Raw genomic sequence first — 17,229 nt, 5'->3', positions numbered from 1 at the left:
GTTTTAATTGGTTTATATAATCCTGCGGTAGATAAAACTTATTGTTTAATTAATTACTTTTATTATTCAATAAAATTGTCATGCAAAAATACATTTACAGTTTGTTATTCTATTTTGTTTTGATGTCTTTAAGTGCTCAAAAACACTCGCCAACACTGCCCGATTATGAAGCTTTTAAGGCATTTAGAGGAAAACCTTTGTCTGACAAATTTTCGAATATCGAATCTGTTAAAGTCATCTATGATTTACGAAAACAAAAAATGTATTATTTCAACAGTACATTGATTCCGCTTCATTATGATTTTGCACTGAATTATCTGCATTACAATCAAGATTTAGAAGTCTTTAATAATGAAAACTACAGCAATACTCAAAAAGACCGTGATTTTTTACTCGGAAATTTAAACCATATTAAAGGAACTGATAAATGGATTTTTGAACTAGCTGCTTCAGACCACATGCCGATTCCGCTTATAGAACGTTTCTTTAATCTTGTGACAAATTCAACTTTTATTGGAAAAAATTTAAAATTCTATTTGAACAATCCCGAGCAAATGGAATGGTTTCAACAAAATAAATTCAAAATCCCCTGTGTAAAATCTGATTATATTTTTAATGAAATTACATATCAAGAAGTTGTTTCGGGAAGTAATGTCGGGATTCTAAAACAATACAAAATCAAAGATCTAGAAAATAGAAAACCAAACTCGAACGAAATTGTAATTTTAGACGGCACGCCCGATGTTTTACCCAATGTAAGAGGAATAATTGTAAATGAGTTGCAAACACCGCTGAGCCATTTGGTTTTATTAGGCAAAAACCGAAAGATTCCTATTATGGCTTATACTAAGGTTTTTAAAGATGAAAACATCCATAAACTGCTTTCAAAAAAAGTGGAATTAAAAATCGAGGTTGATACTTTTTTCATCAAAGAAACCGATAAAAAGATCGTAGAAAAGGTAAATTCTAAAAAGAAGAAACTTACTATTGACAACACTGTTACTGATCTCGTTGATTTATCTAAAATTCCAAAAAAGGGAGTGAATTATATTGGATCAAAAGCTCAAAACATGGCTTATTTGATTGCTGTTTCGAAAGAAATTCCGTTTAAAACACCAGAAGATGCTCATGCAATTCCGTTTTATTTTTATACAAAACACATTCAGAAAGAATCCATTTCGCCATTAATCAATGAACTTTTAAATTCCACAAAAAAAGATTCAACAGTTTGGGCAAACAAGCAATTGAAAAAAATTCGAGATGCTATTAAAAAAGAACCTGTTGACCCTGAATTAATAGCAAAATTGAATAAAACATTTAAAAATGCTGCTTTTAAAAACTTTAGATTTCGCTCATCGACTAATGCTGAAGATCTAGATGATTTTAATGGCGCAGGATTATACGATTCTAAAACAGGAATTTTAGGCGACAGCATTAAAACTTTCGAGAAAGCTATTAAACAAGTCTGGGCAAGTGTTTGGAACGAGGCTTCGTATAACGAAAGAGAACTTTTTGGAATCGATCAGCATAATATCGCTATGGGAGTTTTAGTGCATCGGTCTTTTCCTGACGAATTAGCCAATGGTGTCATCATTACAAAAAACATCTTTAGAGAAAACTTTCCTGGTATTACGGTTAATATTCAAAAGGGAGAAAACTCGGTTGTAAAACCCGAAAAAGGCGAAATCTGTGAGCAATTTGTCGCTTATCATTTTAATTCAGGAACTAATGATGACGATTTTGATATTGATTACACCTCAATTTCAAATTTAAACAATAATCAGCCTTTACTGAGCCGAAAAGAGATGAGCAGGCTTTTTCTTGTAAGTAGTAAAATCGAAGAAAAAATGTATCGCTACTGGAGAAAAAACACTTATCACCCAGTTGATATTGAATTTAAAATTGTGGGAGAAAACAGGGATCTTTATATCAAACAGGTTAGACCTTTTAACGAATGATCAATAAAAAACCAACAAATCGATTTCGTTTGAAACGGTATTAACCAAAACAATTTTGAAATCGAAATCTTCAATATTAATTTTTTCCTGAATTGCTTTTCTGATATTTCGATTTTCTAAGGAGAAATCATTAATAAGAGGGATTTTCACATCGACAGTATTCAAATACTTTGAAGCCTTTTTATTGACTATCATCGAAGCAGCGATATAAAAACCGATTATTATAAGTTGAAAAAATAAAAGAATCTCTATTTTTTCGAAAGGATACATAATATCTAAAATCGAAAGTGTGATGGTCGCAAAAAGAAAAATTATTGCATTTACTGTAAACGATTGTGTTCTAAATCTTAGAATTGAAAATATAGCAAACAAGCCAAAACCAATTCCTACACCAATTTCAATTTTTGTAAACAAATAACAAAGTGAAAAAGTACAAAGTCCCACGATAACCATCAATGGGTTTATGGTTTCATTATCTTTTCTATTGGAGAAAAAATACAAAAGCAGAATTGAAAAAAACAATAATAAAAATCGTCCAACAAGTTCGTTTAAATCCATTTACTCAAAGTATTAGTAAATCAAATTTAGAAAAAAGTTTGCTACAAATTTCCAATTATATTTTAAACAAAAAAAGTCAGCCACAAATTTCGCTAATTTCTACAAATTTTCATTAAAAAAAATAATTCGTGCAAATTAGCGGAATTCGTGGCAAAAAAATTCTTTATTCTTTTATTGGTTTTGAATCAGCCTGATAACTACTTTTAGGATCACTCATATTTACTTCTTTCAGTAACTTCCCATTAGTATAAAACTGCCACATTCCGGCTTTTTTTCCATTCACAAACTTCCCTTTTGAAGCTTCAGCACCATCAGAATCATAAAAAACAGCGTCTCCGTTATACAAATTATCTTTATAAGTTGTTTGCTCTAGAAGCTTTCCATTTTGTCCATATTTTTTATAAACGCCATCTTTCGATCCATTCTTATAGCTCATTTCTTCGGCAATTTTAGAATCAGGATAATAAATTAATTTTACCCCTTCCAGCTTTCCGTTTTTATAATTTTCAAGCATCATAACTACTTTAGAAGCTTTATGATAATACTTCCATTCTCCCTCACGTGCTTTCCCTACTTCTTTCCCTTCACTTACTTTATTTTTATTCTGATCAAAAAATGTAGTGTAAGAACTTCCATTATTTGCTGTAAAATCGCGTGTTGCAATAACATCGCCTTTTTTTGTATCATCAAAAAATTTAAAAACACCAGTCTCTTTTCCGTGATTAAAAGTCCCTTCATAACGCGGGCGTTTAGAAACTTCATAAGCTCCTTTCCAGACTCCGTCCTTTTTTCCGTTAGAATCAACTTTATTAAAATCTTGAGAAAAAGCTGCTGTACTTATTAAAAATAAAATCCAAATTTTTTTCATAAACTGTTTTTCATTATAACACTAAAAAATGAGTTTTAGTATTGCAAAAGTATAACCATTTTTACTTTTATACTGACTTTTAAAATCTTAAATAGTATTTTAAATTTTGTTTAATCTTTATTAAACAAAAATTCTAGAGAATAAAACATAAAAACACCATAAACAAAAGTCAAAATACTAAAAATCAAAATATTACAACACTAAACAACATAGTTAAATGTATATTAAATTTAATATTTGTTTAATTTTTTAACAAAAAAATTAAACAAAATAATTAATTTAGCAGAACAAACGAAAAAAAACAATATCATGAAAACAATTAAAATTAAATTAATTGCTTTTTTAGCGTTAATTACTTTCGTCACTGTTTCCTGCAACAATGATGACAATTCAAGTCAGAATCCCCAAACAATTGTATCGATTGCGCAAGCAAATCCAAATTTAAGCTCTCTGGTAGCTGCTTTACAAAAAGCAGATTTAGCCACAACATTGAAATCTTCAGGCACGTTTACTGTATTTGCACCCACAAATGCAGCTTTTAGTGCTTTTTTAACAGCAAATGGTTATGCTGATCTAAGTGCTGTACCCGCTCCCGTGCTCAAAGAACTATTACTAAATCATGTTTTGAGCACTACAGTAAAATCAACCGAAATTACAACAGGTTATGTAAAAACATTAGCTAAAGGAGGTGCATCAACCACAAACACGATAAGTATGTATCTTGAAAAGGGAACTGGTGTTGATATTAATGGTGGAAAAGCAAATGGAGGCGCAACAGTTACCATTGCAGATATTCCAGCTTCTAATGGCGTTATTCATGTTGTAGATGGCGTAATTGGACTGCCAACTATTGTGAATCATGCAATCGCCAACAAAAACTTCACTACACTTGTAGTGGCGTTGACCTATAATCCAGCATCTGAATTTGTGGGAATATTATCTGGCACAGCAAGTTCGCCCTTTACCGTTTTTGCCCCAACAAATGCTGCATTCACAAGTTTTTTAACCGAAACTGGCTATTCAGGACTTGCTGCCATTCCCGTTAATGTTCTACAAACAACATTAAAATATCATGTGGTTGCAGGTGCAAATGTACTTTCAACTTCTTTAACAAACGGTCAAATCGTAAGTACTTTTGCTGGACAAAATTTTACTATTGGCTTGACTGGAGGACCTAAAATCACTGACGCAAACAACAGAGTCAGCAATATTATTGCCACAGATGTTCAATGTTCAAACGGAGTCATTCATGTCATTGATAAAGTTTTATTACCAAAATTTTAAGCACAAAAAAACCGCTGTTTAACAACAGCGGTTTTTGATATTAAAATAAAAATTATTTCTTTTTATTCTGAGCTTTTGCAGCTTCTTGTTGTTCCATTACATCTTGAAGGCGCTGTTGAAACTTACTTGGTTTCTTTGGCTCTCTCAATTTGTTTTCTTGAATTTGAGCATGAATTTTATCGCTGTCTACAATGTAGTTTTTAATTACAAACATAATTCCTATTGTAATTAAGTTAGAAATAAAGTTGTACAAACTTAAACCAGAACCATAATTATTGAAGAAAATTAACATCATTAATGGCGAAACATAAATCATGATTTTCATCATTTTTGCCATGTCCGGCATACCTTCTTGCTGAGGCGCTGCCATTTGTTGATCCCCTGAAGTCATTTTCATGTAGAAGAAAATTGCGATTGCAGCCAAAATTGGAAACAAACTAATATGATCTCCATACATTGGAATAGTAAAAGGCAACTTAGCAATTGCATCAAAAGATGATAAATCGTCTGCCCAAAGGAAGCTTTTTTGTCTCAACTCAAATGCAGCTGGGAAGAATTGAAACGATGCATACATAAACGGAAGCTGAATCAATGCCGGAATACATCCTGCCATTGGGTTTACTCCTGCTTTATTGTAAAGCTTCATTGTTTCTTGTTGTTTCTTCATTGGGTCTTTTTTGAATTTTTCTCCCAACTCTGTAATCTCCGGACGTAAAACTTTCATTTTAGCCTGCGACAAGAATGACTTATAGGTAATAGGCGACATTGCCAATTTGATGATTATTGTAAAAATGATAATCGCAATCCCTAATGATAATCCCATTGTTGAGCTTAAAAATCCGAACAACGGAATAAAGATCCATTTATTAATCCAACCGAAAATTCCCCATCCTAACGGAATGATCTTTTCGAAATTTTTATCGTATGATTTTAATATTTTATAATCTGCTGGACCAAAATATAAACTCATTTTATAATCAACCTCTCCATTTGAAAAAGCTAAAGGAAGGTTTGCTCTAAATTGTTTTGTAAAAACCGTATCTATTTTTTCATCTTTAACTAAATCATCTGATTGTAGTTTAGATGTTGCAAACGGTTTTTCTGAAGATAAAATAGTAGTAAAGAAATGCTGTTTAAAAGCAATATAACTTACTTTTTCTGGAGTATCTTCTTTACCTTGACCATGATTGCTTACAGAACTGTATTTAGAATCATCATATTTATAATCGATCTGTGCGTAACGATTTTCATAAGAAATACTTTTTTCATTTCTGTATGTTTTCAAATCCCATTGCAAATTCAGTGGCTTAGCAGAATTTAAAACTCTATTTAATCCTTGTGAACGAATATCAAAACCTACTAAATAATCATTTGGTTTCAATACATATTTATACTCTAAAAACTCATTAGCTCCCGCTTTCAAACGCATCGATAAAACCTGATCTGCACCAACTTTTTCTAATGTTGGTTCAAAATACAAATCTTTAGAATTTAATGTTCTGTTATCTGTCGTAAGAAGTTGTAAATTTAAGTTTGAATTATTATTCTTGATTAACTCAACTAATTGACCTGAACCTTTTTTAAGTCTTTCGAATTCTTTAAGCGTAGCTTCAACTATATAACCTCCTTTATTAGCGATTTTAAGTTTAATCTTTTCGTTTTCAATTGTTGTAAAAGACTCTTTTGCAGAAGGAAGTGTAGCTGAATATGCGAAACCACCTAAAGTTTTTTGCAATTGTGCTAATTGTACAGTATCACCAGGAGTTGCAGCAACGGTTGATGCAACAGCAGTTTTTGCTTTATCAACCTGAGCTTGAGCTTCTTGTTTAGCAACTAATTCTTTCTTGGCTTTCTCAGCAGCAATTTCTTTCTCAGAAGGCTGATTTTGATACATAATCCAAATCAAAATTCCGAATATCAATACAAAACCAATGATTGAATTAAGGTCTAATTTTTTTTCTTCCATTATAATTTAAAAAAGTTATTCGTTGAAGCTTATTAGTAATGAGTTTCACTCAAAAGTTACATCTTCTAGAATATTAATTATTATTTTTTATGTGCATTTACTGCTGCTGCCACAAAGTTTACGAAAATTGGATGTGGGTTTGCAACTGTACTTTTATATTCAGGATGGTATTGAACACCAATAAAGAATGGGTGATTTTCAAGCTCTACAATCTCTACTAATCCCGTATCAGGATTAACTCCAGAAGCTTTTAAACCTGCTTTTTGTAATTCATCAGCATACTTATTATTGTACTCATAACGGTGACGGTGACGCTCTGAAATTGTTGTTTCACCATATATTTTATGTGCTAAAGTATTTGGTTTAATATCACATTTCCAAGCTCCAAGACGCATTGTACCGCCTTTGTCCGTAACTGTTTTTTGCTCTTCCATTAAATTCACAACTGGATGAGCCGTTTTATCGTTCATCTCTGTTGAGTTGGCATCAGCATAACCTAAAATATTTCTAGAATATTCGATAACAGACATCTGCATTCCTAAACAAATTCCGAAAAACGGAATGTTATTTTCACGTGCGTAACGAACTGCTTCAATTTTTCCTTCAATACCTCTTTCTCCAAAACCTGGAGCAACCAAAACTCCATCAAGAGTTCCTAATTTCTCCTCGATATTATCAGAATTAATATGCTCTGAGTGAATAGAGATTACGTTAACTTTAGTTTCATTTGCAGCTCCTGCATGAATAAACGCCTCTAAAATAGATTTGTAACAATCCTGCATTTCTACATATTTTCCAATCAAACCAATATTTACGGTATGTTTTGGATTTTTTAATCTGCGTAAAAAAGTATTCCAGTTTTTTAAATCTGGAGATGCTTTTTTAGGTAAATCTAATTTTTTCAAAGCCACAACATCTAATCCTTCTTCAAGCATTAAATTTGGAACTTCGTATATTGTTGAAGCATCGATCGATTGAATTACGGCTTCTTTTTTAACATTGCAAAACAAAGCTAGTTTTTGACGTAATTCTTGAGACAATTCATGCTCTGTTCTACATACTAAAATATCAGCTTTGATACCGCTTTCCATCAACGTTTTTACAGAGTGCTGTGTTGGTTTTGTTTTCAATTCACCTGCAGCAGCTAAATAAGGAACTAGTGTTAAATGAATAACAATTCCGTTATTTTCACCTAATTCCCAAACTAATTGACGAACAGATTCTATATAAGGTAATGATTCAATATCACCTACAGTTCCACCAATTTCAGTAATAACAATATCGTAATCACCAGATTTACCCAGCAATTGCATTCTGTCTTTAATTTCGTTTGTAATATGAGGAACAACTTGAACTGTTTTTCCTAAAAACTCTCCTCTTCTTTCTTTTTCAATTACCGAAAGATAAACTCTTCCTGTAGTTACGTTATTAGCCTGAGAAGTAGGAACATTCAAGAAACGTTCGTAGTGACCTAAATCTAAATCTGTTTCAGCTCCATCATCAGTAACATAACATTCTCCATGCTCATACGGATTCAAAGTACCTGGATCCACGTTAATATACGGGTCAAATTTTTGAATTGTTGTACGATATCCTCTTCCTTGTAACAATTTTGCTAAAGATGCCGCGATAATACCTTTTCCTAATGAAGAAGTCACACCTCCTGTAACAAAAATATATTTTGTTTGATTCATTCTGTTGTTGTTTGTATGTAGTTGTGTAAAAAACTTGGCAAAAGTACAAATTTAATTAGACAATTTATCAATTCGAGAATGAGATAATTTGCAAATTTTTAAACAGAACGATTACTTGGTTTTGTAATCGATAATTTTAACTTTTTATTAGATATTTTTTTGAGGATTATCTCTAAAAAGACACAAAGGAGTTTATTTTATATAAAATTCGATTTTAATAAGGCTTGCTTTTGTTATGAAGCGAATGCACTATTCTAAAAACTTAATGGAATAGCCCATTTTTCCCATAAATCTACATTTACACCTTTATTTTTAGCTGAAATATAGCTCGCCGCGTTTTTAAAAACAGCTATGACTTCATCTTTGACAGCTGAAACATCTTCCTGATTTCCTGTAACTTTAAGCACTTCTATATTTAAACTATCAGCCTTACTTATTCCTATTAGAACATATACCTTTCGACCTATTGCTTTCTTTCCTAACACCCTAGAATTCCTTAATTCCTTTGCCATATAATCAACGTATTTTGAACTTAACACTCCTTTTTCACAAAGTAAATACTCTTTATCTTTATAAATAAATTTAGGCTTTTCGTCAACATCGTTTACTGCCATGATTGAACCATTTCTAAAATTCGGACAATTTTCTTTTATTGCATTTAATGCTTCTCCGTCATTCAATAAATAAGCTTTATAAAAATGCTCACATGCGTTTTCGCGCTCTCCCAGTGCTAGCTCAGAAGCCGCTAGATTGTACCAAAAATTTCTGTTTTTTTCATCCAGCTTTACTGCTTGTGAATAAATATCTTTTGCCAGTGTAAAGTTATTTTCTGAAAAAGCTTTTTCGCCGTCAATCATAACTTTCTTTTCATCACTAGTCTGAGAAAAAGAACTTTGAGTAAATAAAAGAAAGAGTAAATGCAACTTTAAAAAATTTCCAACATTTCTTTGCTTTAATTTAAAAACTGATATTTTCATTTGTCTTTTTTTTAATAACTCTTTTCATTTCCAAATTAACAAAGACTATTTCAATTTATATCTCAAGTTATCAAAAAATCGTTCTATTAATCTTCTATCTTCCGTAACAATTTCTGCAGTTCCTTTTGCTTCGGCATGAAAGTTTAATTCTACTCCATAATTAGTTTTCAAACCTGATGGCAGAATAACATCGACAAGATAAGAATTGATTTTATTCTGGTTATCTGAAAGCGTTTGTTGATTTGTTGCAAGCGAAATCCTTTTCACCTTTCCTTTTATTGAGCCATACTCATTATACGGATAATTATTCAACTTAATAATTACACCTTGCCCAGCCTTTACTTTTCCTGCACCATTTTCTGGTAAATTAACTTGACCTATTAATTGGTTATTATCTGGGACGATTTTAAACAATTCTTGCCCTGATTGAATATAGTCGTTACTTTTTATAAAATTCAAAAAATCAACTTTACCATTAATAGGAGAGACAAAAACATAAGTACGTTCCCATTTTTTTACTGCATCTATCAAATCATAGTAACTGTTGAACAAATTAATAACTAGTTCTCTTTCTTTTACTGCTTTTTCAATAGCGATAACTTGAGTTTTGTTTTGGGTTTCCTTTATTTGATAATTTGCATTATTAATTTCTTTGTCAATAGCATTGTAATCTAAAATACTATTGGCTTTTGCAATAATAGATCGCTCAATATCTGCTTTTGAAGTTACTTCTTTTTCAAACAAAATTGAATCCTTTTTAAAAAGACTCTGTGAAATGTTATATTTGATTTCTTGATTTTTAAAATCGCTTTTTAATTGAGAAAACTTACTTTGCTGTAACTCTAATAACTTTTGATTTATCTGTTTTTGAAACTCATAAGGCTGTTGTACTGAATAATCTAAATATTGATATAATGAATTTAAAAAATTAAAGTATTTGTTATTTATTTCACCTAAAGATAAATTTTCAGGAAACAAATGACGATGTTCATTGTAAGTAATCTGATGAATATTAGTTACATAAAGTAATTTATCCAATACCTGAACATCATCTAAATTTGCTTCATTCTTTATATACGCTAAATATGTTCCTGCATTTATTTTTACTCCTGATTTGTTTTTTAATAAAATAATATTTCCTGAAGTCGAAGCAATTAGCTTTACTGGAGCTTGTTGTGTATTGATAACAATCTGCCCGGATAAAATTGATGGATATTTAATTAACCAACCAAAGAGAAGTAAAAGTAAAACCAGCCCAATAACAATTCCAGTGATTGTTGCACCAAATTTAGTTGGCATTCTTTCGATTATTGAAGCAACTTCTTCTGTTCTATTTTCATTAAGTGTTTTATGGAATCCTTTACTAGCCATTTACTGTATCTCCTATTTGCGTTTTAACTAATTGATAATAGTGCCCGTTTTCGCGAGTCATTAACATATCATGATTTCCTATTTCGGTGATATACCCATTTTTCAATACTATAATTTGATCTGCTTTGCGAATTGTACTTAATCTATGCGCTACAACAATTACAGTTTTATTTTTAAATATTTCTTCCAATGCAACAACAATTTTTTGTTCATTAATGACATCAAGTGAATTAGTTGCTTCATCAAAAAACAGGTAATCAGGATCTTTATACAAAGCTCTTGCAATAAGAACACGCTGTTTTTGCCCACCGCTCAAGCCTCTTCCATTTTCTCCCATCATTGTTTGATAACCTTTTGGCATTGCTTCAATTTCAGTTGCTATATTTGCAGCTGTTACCGCTTTTTTCAATCTTTCATAATCAATATTTTCATCGTCTAAAACAATATTATTTTGAATAGTATCACTAAAAATTTTACCATCCTGCATTACTGCACCACAACTTTCTCTCCATTGTTTTAAATTAATATTCTGGATATTTAAATTTCCCATCGAAAGTTCTCCATGAGTGGGTTTGTACAATCTTAGAATTAACTTTAACAAAGTGGTTTTACCACTTCCGCTGTCACCAACAATTGCAGTAACCTTACCTTCAGGAATCATGAGCGATAGATTGCTTAAAATATAATCACCATTACGACTATACTGAAAACTTACATTTCTTAAAAACAAACTTTTATTCTCTGGCAGTTTTATATTATTATTAATATCATTTTCTTCTTCGTTCTCTAATTCATGAATTTCATTTAAGCGTAAGAAACTTATCTTAGCATATTGCCCTGATTGGATAAAAGAAATAAACTGCATAACGGGTCCATTTAACATTCCAATTATAAATTGAGTAGAGATCATTACCCCAAAAGTTATATCGCCTTTGATTACAGATTTCGCACAATAAAAAGTAATTACCAAATTGGTTAATTGATTGATAAATTGCGCTCCCAGATTTTGGGCATTTGTAATTCGTAATATCTTTTGATCAATTTTAAACAATTGAACCTGCAAGGCTTCCCATTTCCATCTTTTCTGCTTTTCGTAATTATTGATTTTAATATCCTGAATACTTCCTATCGTTTCTACCCAATAACTTTGATTTTTAGTATGAACATCAAAATACTCCCAATCCAGTTTTTTTCTAAACCTCAAAAAGAATAAGACCCAGCTAATAAATAATATACTCCCAATGACATAAATCAAACATAAAATAGGGCTGTATATAAACAAAATAATTCCAAAAATGAAAAAGGTTAAAATGGAAAAAATAAAATTGAGAGAATTATTCATTATAAAATCACGAATACGTTCATGATCTTGTGCTCGCTGTAAAATATCTCCAATTAATTTATTCTCGAAGAAAGTAATTGGCAGTTTCATTAATTTAATTAGATAGTCTGATATTAATGAAATATTGATTCTTGAGGTTAGATGAAGCAAGATCCAATCACGTATCATATTGCTTAGCAGAATACTGACAATGATTGTGATATTAGCAATTAGAACAAGATCAATAAAATCTAAATCGTTAGTCTGAATTCCAACATCTATAACAGCTTTTGAAATAAAAGGTAAAAAAGCCTGTAAAACTGTTACGATCAGCATTACCACAAATAAGTTTATAAAACTTTTTTTGTAGGGGGTAAAATAACCTAAGAAATTTTCAAATGTTTTGCGGCGTTCTAACTTGTCATCGATAGATCGCTGTTTAAAATCAGCCATTGGCTCTATGGCTAAAACCGCTCCGGTTTCAGATTCTTTCAGCCAGCTATTCTTAAAATTTTCATAAGAGTATTTCAATAAACCCTTTGCAGGATCTGAAACAAATACTTGTTTATGGTTTATTTTGTAAACTACAATAAAATGATTGTCTTGCCAGTGTACAATACAAGGCAGCGGAATTGTTTTTAAGGTATTAAAATCTATCTTAATACTCTTAGTACGCAAACTAATTTTTTCGCAGGCATCACTTAAATCTAAAAAACTAACTCCTTCTCTAGTAATACCGCATAAATCGCGTAAAAAAGGCAGGCTGTAAAACCTGCCATAGAATTTAGCAATTATTTTTATACAAGATGGACCACAGTCTTTGGCATCAAGTTGATACTCGTGGGGAAAATTAAACATTTATATATCTTATTTTTTTAGTAATTCAAAAATCTCTCCGCCATGAATTCATATCTGATCAAGCCCGCTTTCTTATCCCAATAAAAAGATTTCAAAAAATTACTGCCATAACTATTACAATTTAATTTATCTTCAAAAAAATAAACATCTGAATATTCTAGTTTTACGTGATCAAAATTTACTTTTTTAGTTATCATTTTATTTGCCCCTGAATTAGGGGAAAATTCTAATCCAAAAATTCTAAAAAAAGGCAGTGCTTGTTGATTTGGCTGATCTTTACTAATCATCATAATCCCTTCACAAAAATCTTTACTTTTACAAGCCTTTGACCTTAAATTAAGTTTTAACATATTATTCTGAATAGTCCCTATTTCAACCCACTTACAATCTTTATTCCCAAAAGTTTCAGACTTATCTGTTACTACAAGAGAATCAATATTACCTAAATTGCTTTTAAAAACTATAGTTTGATCTTTTTCGTAAACAGAGAACCACGCACGCTCTTCTTTTGTCAGGTTGGTTTCCACACATTTACCACAAGAATTTATAACAATAGAAAACAGAATAATGAATAAAAAAAATCTTCCTCTTTTGAGAATAATCATTTTATAATTTTTAACAATTCGAAAATCTCTCCCTCATTTGTATCATAACGAATCAAACCTTCTTTTTTGTCCCAATCAAAAGATTTTAAATAGTTGTTACCTCCATTACTCGCATTTATATTATCTTCAAAATGATAAACTTGACTACATAGAATATTTGTTGTAGTTAGATTAATTTTTCTGAACTTTGAAGCATCTTCTGTTAGCTCACCTTTTTGATTTAAACCGAAAAGACTGAAGCTTGGTAAATAGCTTACGTCAATTTTATCTTTACTTATATATATTTCTCCATTACAATATGGGGCATTATGACAAACTTTAGATTCGATAGTGATAAACATTATATTGGGCTGCATAGGGCCTATACCATAATAATTGCAATCTTTATTATTATGCGTTTCAATTTTTTCTGATACTAATAAAGTATCCAAATTACCTAAATTACTCTTAAAAACTATTGATTGACCTTTTTCATAAACAGAGAACCACGCACGTTCTTCTTTTGTCAGGTTGGTTTCTACACATTTACCACAAGAATTTATGACAATAGAAAACAGAATAATGACTAAAACAATTATTCCTCTTTTTAGAATAATCATTTTGTAATTTTTAACAATTCAAAAATCTCTCCCTCATTTGTATCATAACGAATTAAGCCTCCTTTTTTATCCCAATAAAAAGATTTTAAAAAAACGAGTGTAACATTTTTTGCATTTAAACCATCCTCAAAATGATAAACTTCATTATATATAGTCTTTACTGTAGACAACTTAAAGTTTGTTACTTTCGAACTCTCATCTTTAAGATTACCATCCTGGTATAAACCAAAAGCATAAAAACCTGGAAAACATTTTTCATTTTCTTTGTTTTTACTAATTGATATACCTGCATTACAATTTGATTCGTTTTTACAATTTTTACGTTTAAGTGTAATATTCATTATGTGTGGTTGAATTGGGCCTATACCATAATAATTACAATTTTCATTACCATGTCCTTCATTCTTTTCATGAACCAGTAAGGTATCTAAATTACCCAAATTACTTTTAAAAACTATGATTTGCCCTTTTTCATATGCTTTGAACCATATACGCTCTTCATCTGTTAAATGTGTTTCTATGCATTTACCACAAGAATTTAAAAAAAACAAAAATGAAATTGAAAACAAAATAATTTTACTCTTTATCATCTTAATTTTAACTGGACAATACTTTTAAAGCTACTATCATCACACCTATTCTTAGCTCTTTAATTATATCCATTTACATCCTTTATTTCTTCTATCCTTCTTAAAACATACTTTATATCAGCATCATTAACAATTCCTGTACATCCTGTCGCTCCATCACATCCTAACCTTACATTCTCTGAATTTAACAATCTCATTTTTCTCCACAATTCTTGAGATTTTATAAGATTTTCTTTTTGCGCAATATTAACTTTTAAGGCGTTAACAAAAAAAGAGTTATTCTTTACTTTTAAGACCATATCTCTATCTACCTTAATATATTTTTCCAACATTCCAATTTTATCTTTTACTACCTTATTTAAAAGACTATCAGCAAACTGAAGCCTCTCACCAGTATTCATATTATAATCATAACTTGTATATCCCGTATCTCGAGAGAACTTATGAGTATTATATATATAAATGGGATCATTTTTGTCTACTATCCTAGCAATTTCTTTATTTTCGCGCTTAATTGAATCTGTTTTTTTGTAAATTTCAAATTCATTTCTAACTTCAAAATAATTATTAAATAATATAATTAAAGTAATAAGCAAAATTCCATTCAATATTATGGAAATGATTGTGTATTTTTTCATATTTTTTTTCTTCTGGAACATATTCAAAAAAAGACATAACTGCCTCATATAAATATTAATAATCATTGTAATCTTACTATTTAAGCCCCAAATTTATTAATTCAGTTTTAGATTCTTCAGGAGTTAACGATCTTCCATAAATAAAAGCTTGTGCTTCGAAATACCTCCTCTCCATTATTCCTTTTTTAGGATCAGCATTTCGATACGCATCTTCTATGACTTTATTTGCCATCTCTACCCCACCTGACTTCATACCATTAAGAACTGCTGTTAATATACTATCTGATGAATTTCCTCCATTGTATGCCATATCAAACAATGCAAAATACTGACTTCTATTAAACATTCCTGTCAAATCCATATTTTCAATTTTTTGATTCAATACATTTTCTGTTTTAATAATATCTTGAGCAAAATAAGATATTGCTTGGTCAAAAGTAATTGTTTTTGGATCTGTGGACGTTATTAATCCAGGATGTAATTTATGACCAAAACCAATTGTAGCAGTACCATTTATAGACCCATCGTTATCATAAACAGATAATGACAACTGTTCATACAAAGCTATAGCTATTGCTCCTTCAACATTAATCTTCATATTTGGCTGAAAAGGATTGTTGTAATCATATTCTTTTTTGATTGGATCCCAATCTTGAATTGGATCCAAAATCATTCCCGAAAAATCAATTTTATTAAAACCATTTACTACTTGATCTCTTGTAAAAGCACTTAAAATTGCAGATGTACGAGATTGAGTTGCGCCGTATGAACCTCCACCATTATTTGTAGTGCCAGAATTATAATACGAATAGTCAAGTTCTAAAATACCATTATTATAAACAACTCCTTGCGGAATAGTACTTGGTCCCTTATAGTTATTAATTACGGTAACATTGTTTAGCAAAATAGCACCATAAGCTGAATCATTTAGAGTTCTCCCCAAAGGAGTCAATTCATTAGATAAAAATGCACTAATTGTATTCCAAGAAAATTGAGGGTTTGTTGCAATACCATCAGTTACAAAATTTAGAAACCTATAAATGTCATTTGGATTAGCAGTTACTAAACTATTTGTGTCTGAAATCCAACCCGAATAATAATTATTGTTATTATTATTTCCTGAACCACTCCCATAAGAGCTGCCGCTATAAGATGAGTTATTATAAGAAGAACTTCCATAAGAACCTAATTGGGAAAAATTATTAGCACTTCCGCTGACAAAAGGACCTTGCCCAAACCCAGTCATCCCAAACCCGCCGCCGCTGGAATAATCAAAATCCGTATCATCTGAAGGTCCTAATTGATCCAGTGTATTAGCACCACCTCCAAGAATATGCATTTTTTCTTCTCTTTTCATATTATTCTCTAATTCTGAAAAATTTACCTTTCTAGTTTTCATATAATATTAATAAAGTGTTAATTCCTACGAATATATTATTTTTTGGATATAAAAAACAATAACTGTATTTTTTTTCTTATTTTATTAAATAATAACCACAATATACCAAATCAAAAGAAATTATAAAATGACAATTAATATTATTCTAAAACAAAAAATCTCATCGTACTTGATGAGATTTTGAAAAACTAAATTTTACTTTAAAGGCTTAGGATACTGCTTCTTAATATTACGAATCAACTCTTCCAAGCCATTTAATTTTAACTCATAGATCAACTGAAGCTGCTGCCCTAATTCTCCTTTTGGAAATCCTTTATTATGATACCAAACGACATAATATTCAGGTAAATCTATTAAAAAACGACCTTCGTATTTTCCGAAAGGCATTTTGGTGTGCGCTAATTTTATAAGAAGTTTTTTGTCTTGTTCCATAGTTTAGAAGAAAAAAAGAAGCAAGAAGAAAGAACTGATCTTTCTTCTTGCTTCAATTATATGCAAAGCTATTCTATTTTTTTATTTTTCTTCTGCCACAGATTAAAAAGA

General features: G+C 30.5%; 15 protein-coding genes. 2 read left to right on the top strand and 13 right to left on the bottom strand.

Annotated elements, in window-relative coordinates; genetic code table 11:
• Nucleotides 1-80 precede the first annotated feature (80 nt).
• Complete coding sequence (locus tag B0A81_RS02650; RefSeq protein WP_089056580.1) at nucleotides 81-1,958, top strand: PEP/pyruvate-binding domain-containing protein; 1,878 nt, start codon at nucleotides 81-83, stop codon at nucleotides 1,956-1,958.
• Here the strand turns inward: B0A81_RS02650 and B0A81_RS02645 are convergent, their stop codons facing one another.
• Both B0A81_RS02645 and B0A81_RS02640 read right to left on the bottom strand, forming a co-directional pair.
• Entirely contained in the window at nucleotides 1,959-2,516 is a 558-nt protein-coding gene (locus B0A81_RS02645) for a DUF4956 domain-containing protein (protein WP_089056579.1), read from the bottom strand. It lies immediately after the preceding gene.
• 163 nt (nucleotides 2,517-2,679) lie between these two features.
• Nucleotides 2,680-3,384, bottom strand: a complete 705-nt coding sequence (locus tag B0A81_RS02640; RefSeq protein WP_089056578.1) for a toxin-antitoxin system YwqK family antitoxin — start codon at nucleotides 3,382-3,384, stop codon at nucleotides 2,680-2,682.
• 309 nt (nucleotides 3,385-3,693) lie between these two features.
• On the opposite strand from B0A81_RS02640, the gene B0A81_RS02635 reads away from it, so the two are divergent.
• On the top strand, nucleotides 3,694-4,668 hold the full coding sequence (locus tag B0A81_RS02635) for a fasciclin domain-containing protein (protein ID WP_089056656.1): 975 nt from the start codon (nucleotides 3,694-3,696) through the stop codon (nucleotides 4,666-4,668).
• A 52-nt stretch (nucleotides 4,669-4,720) separates the two neighbouring features.
• Here the strand turns inward: B0A81_RS02635 and yidC are convergent, their stop codons facing one another.
• The 11 genes from yidC to B0A81_RS02580 form a co-directional block, all read right to left on the bottom strand.
• Nucleotides 4,721-6,634 (bottom strand): membrane protein insertase YidC, encoded by a 1,914-nt coding sequence (yidC, locus tag B0A81_RS02630; protein WP_089056577.1) that lies wholly within the window; start codon nucleotides 6,632-6,634, stop codon nucleotides 4,721-4,723.
• Between the two features lie 80 nt (nucleotides 6,635-6,714).
• Nucleotides 6,715-8,328: a CTP synthase gene (locus tag B0A81_RS02625; protein ID WP_089056576.1), complete on the bottom strand. Its 1,614-nt coding sequence runs from the start codon at nucleotides 8,326-8,328 to the stop codon at nucleotides 6,715-6,717.
• Between the two features lie 254 nt (nucleotides 8,329-8,582).
• Nucleotides 8,583-9,305 (bottom strand): tetratricopeptide repeat protein, encoded by a 723-nt coding sequence (locus B0A81_RS02620; protein WP_089056575.1) that lies wholly within the window; start codon nucleotides 9,303-9,305, stop codon nucleotides 8,583-8,585.
• Nucleotides 9,306-9,350: 45 nt separating this feature from the next.
• Nucleotides 9,351-10,676, bottom strand: a complete 1,326-nt coding sequence (locus tag B0A81_RS02615) for an HlyD family efflux transporter periplasmic adaptor subunit (protein ID WP_089056574.1) — start codon at nucleotides 10,674-10,676, stop codon at nucleotides 9,351-9,353.
• Complete coding sequence (locus B0A81_RS02610; protein WP_089056573.1) at nucleotides 10,669-12,855, bottom strand: peptidase domain-containing ABC transporter; 2,187 nt, start codon at nucleotides 12,853-12,855, stop codon at nucleotides 10,669-10,671. Before B0A81_RS02610 ends, B0A81_RS02615 begins: the two co-directional genes overlap by 8 nt.
• 17 nt (nucleotides 12,856-12,872) lie before the next feature.
• Nucleotides 12,873-13,460, bottom strand: a complete 588-nt coding sequence (locus B0A81_RS02605) for a hypothetical protein (protein WP_089056572.1) — start codon at nucleotides 13,458-13,460, stop codon at nucleotides 12,873-12,875.
• A complete protein-coding gene (locus tag B0A81_RS02600) occupies nucleotides 13,457-14,059 on the bottom strand; it encodes a hypothetical protein (protein WP_089056571.1) in 603 nt (200 codons plus the stop codon). The genes B0A81_RS02605 and B0A81_RS02600 overlap by 4 nt, the downstream gene beginning before the upstream one ends.
• Nucleotides 14,056-14,649, bottom strand: a complete 594-nt coding sequence (locus tag B0A81_RS02595) for a hypothetical protein (protein WP_089056570.1) — start codon at nucleotides 14,647-14,649, stop codon at nucleotides 14,056-14,058. Before B0A81_RS02595 ends, B0A81_RS02600 begins: the two co-directional genes overlap by 4 nt.
• 59 nt (nucleotides 14,650-14,708) lie before the next feature.
• On the bottom strand, nucleotides 14,709-15,287 hold the full coding sequence (locus tag B0A81_RS02590) for a hypothetical protein (RefSeq protein WP_123922150.1): 579 nt from the start codon (nucleotides 15,285-15,287) through the stop codon (nucleotides 14,709-14,711).
• A gap of 76 nt (nucleotides 15,288-15,363) precedes the next feature.
• Nucleotides 15,364-16,686, bottom strand: coding sequence for a glycoside hydrolase family protein (locus B0A81_RS02585; protein ID WP_089056568.1), 1,323 nt, complete (start codon nucleotides 16,684-16,686; stop codon nucleotides 15,364-15,366).
• A gap of 195 nt (nucleotides 16,687-16,881) precedes the next feature.
• Nucleotides 16,882-17,118 (bottom strand): DUF3820 family protein, encoded by a 237-nt coding sequence (locus B0A81_RS02580; protein ID WP_031454937.1) that lies wholly within the window; start codon nucleotides 17,116-17,118, stop codon nucleotides 16,882-16,884.
• Between the last annotated feature and the right edge of the window lie 111 nt (nucleotides 17,119-17,229).

The sequence above is a fragment of the Flavobacterium plurextorum genome (genome assembly GCF_002217395.1).
GTDB classification, from domain to species: domain Bacteria; phylum Bacteroidota; class Bacteroidia; order Flavobacteriales; family Flavobacteriaceae; genus Flavobacterium; species Flavobacterium plurextorum.
Note: the sequence above shows the minus strand (reverse complement) of the source record. Positions and strands in the feature narration are given on the sequence as shown.